The organism is Bartonella sp. ML69XJBT (assembly GCF_028618515.1).
GTDB lineage: Bacteria > Pseudomonadota > Alphaproteobacteria > Rhizobiales > Rhizobiaceae > Bartonella.
Genome location: NZ_JAQITB010000097.1, coordinates 1 through 2,059, shown reverse-complemented (window position 1 = coordinate 2,059; position 2,059 = coordinate 1). Strand labels below are relative to the sequence as shown.

The 2,059-nt window shown below is 30.6% G+C and carries 3 protein-coding genes; 1 reads left to right on the top strand and 2 read right to left on the bottom strand.

Annotated features, from left to right (window positions below):
• Together PVV68_RS10225 and PVV68_RS10220 are read right to left on the bottom strand one after the other, a co-directional pair.
• On the bottom strand, positions 1 to 193 hold a 193-nt coding region (locus tag PVV68_RS10225), incomplete at its 3' end, for an addiction module antidote protein (RefSeq protein WP_273783019.1).
• Positions 174 to 482, bottom strand: a complete 309-nt coding sequence (locus PVV68_RS10220; protein WP_273721720.1) for a type II toxin-antitoxin system RelE/ParE family toxin — start codon at positions 480 to 482, stop codon at positions 174 to 176. The genes PVV68_RS10220 and PVV68_RS10225, both read right to left, overlap by 20 nt.
• 74 nt (positions 483 to 556) lie before the next feature.
• On the opposite strand from PVV68_RS10220, the gene PVV68_RS10215 reads away from it, so the two are divergent.
• Positions 557 to 751: a hypothetical protein gene (locus tag PVV68_RS10215; protein ID WP_273721723.1), complete on the top strand. Its 195-nt coding sequence runs from the start codon at positions 557 to 559 to the stop codon at positions 749 to 751.
• Positions 752 to 2,059 lie beyond the last annotated feature (1,308 nt).

Genomic DNA, 2,059 nt, shown 5'->3' with positions numbered 1-2,059 from the left:
AGGAGCGATATAAGCCACTGCGTTCACGGTTTGTTTCTTTTGCTAAAGCACTCATATTTTGAGCACGAGCAACAATTCCGATGGCATCAGCTATATGAGCAGCATCACCTGTTTTGAAAGCTTCATTGAGAAACATTTGCTGTTCTTCAGTGGTTTCAAGATATTCTTCAGGTTTAAATGGGGTTATTTTCATCACTGTACTCCTCTTTCAACTTTAATGCTTGTTCAATATCCTTTTTCTGTGTTGATTTATCTCCACCACATAACAAAAGGATAAAATCAGAGCCTTTTTGAACAAAATAAACTCTGTAACCAGCACCATAATGGATGCGTAACTCACCTATGCTATTAAAAAATTTAACATCACCTAAAAGACCTTGTTTTAAACGTACAACACGTTGAAGAATAATAGCTTTAGCGTGTTTATCTTTAAGTTTCTTAAGCCAACTATCAAATTCTGTCGTTTTATGAATGGTTACCATATGAGTACTATAGTGCACATGATGTGTAATGTCAAGTTAGTTTCAATTTTTATATTTCACGGAAAGGAGTTGTGATGGCACGTCATTATATTAGGGTAAGGACGGGAGGACCGATACAAGATCACCAAGATGTTTTTCGTCACAGAGGAACGCTTGCACATCTTGTGTCGGTCATTCAAGATATTATCATAAAAAACACAATAAAGTCAATATGTTGCGTTCAATTATTTTATATGAATCCACTTAAGAATCCATCTTTTTATGCATGATTCATTTGACCATTTTTTAGATAAGATTGCCATGTATGAATAGAGCATAAAAAGCAAATCATGATGTAAATATTATAACGCATATGTGCATTCAAATGAAATGAAAAGCAGTTATCATTCATAACAGTTCATAAATTTTATGATACGTTTTTATCATTCAAAAATCGCATGCGTTTAGAGAATGGTATGAGTTTTGCTCTTTTTTGAGCGAAACCTTAAAAGGAAAATAATCGTTTAAAATTTTTATAAGCTTATAGGTGTAATTCATTAAGGGTGTATAAAAAGACAAAATCGCTTTTAAAGCGCTTACTAAAAATTTAGAAAATGATAGGCAGTCATTATACAAACATATCATCACAACAGTTATGAAATTCAAAACGTTATATCTTATGATGCGAAAATCTTTTAATGAATATGGTTTATAGTGAGTTTTAAATGATGGAACTCTCTTCGCTTCCACAAAAAAATGGAGGCGAATAATGCCGTAGAAGTAGAATACTATATACCTTAGACATGGTAACAATAAACGTTTTAAAGATTATAGTTTAAAAATAGAAACCAAATGGGGTCAATCCAAATTTGGAGGCACCTATTGAAAAAAAGATAAGCAAGCAAAATTCAAAACCATTGTAAAATCTAAACGCATAGGGTTTTACTAAATTTTTAGTAAAATAATGCTGTTAAAAAAATGCTCTCTTTTAAAGATAACAAACTCAAAATTGAGCCAGCTAATTTTTAAAGAAATTAGGTTTTAATGAAAAGTAAAAATACGCTTATGGATAACCTTTTTAAATGAACGTTTAAACGTTTGAAACTGATGTTTTATAACAGCTATAAACTTAGTTATCATTTGCTCTTAAGAACGTTTCATTTACGAAAAACAAAGAGCTAGATTTTACAGCAGAGCAAATAGAGCAAATCTTGAAACCCTTAAATTCTATAAAAACGTTTGTTTATTTGTCTTATGAAAAGCTGCTTTTAAAAACCAATGCGCATAAATAGAAAAACGGTTTTATGACAGATATTCCCTTCATAGGCATTTCTCTTGATAGGTTTTAAAGAGGCATTTTGATTATGTGCTTTATTTCAAATGACTCCCTTTAAATATGAGAGCGTTTTATTGATAGGTTTATAAAAATCAAAAGCGTTTAGAACCTCTTTTATTCAAATGAATGATTAAAATCATACCCATCATTTATGATCCTTTTGATAAGTTTTCATAAAAACAATAGAACGCTTGCAATATGATACGTTTTGTATATATGCATTTATCACTCCATTGTGGATGATTATTAGATCATTAGAAAC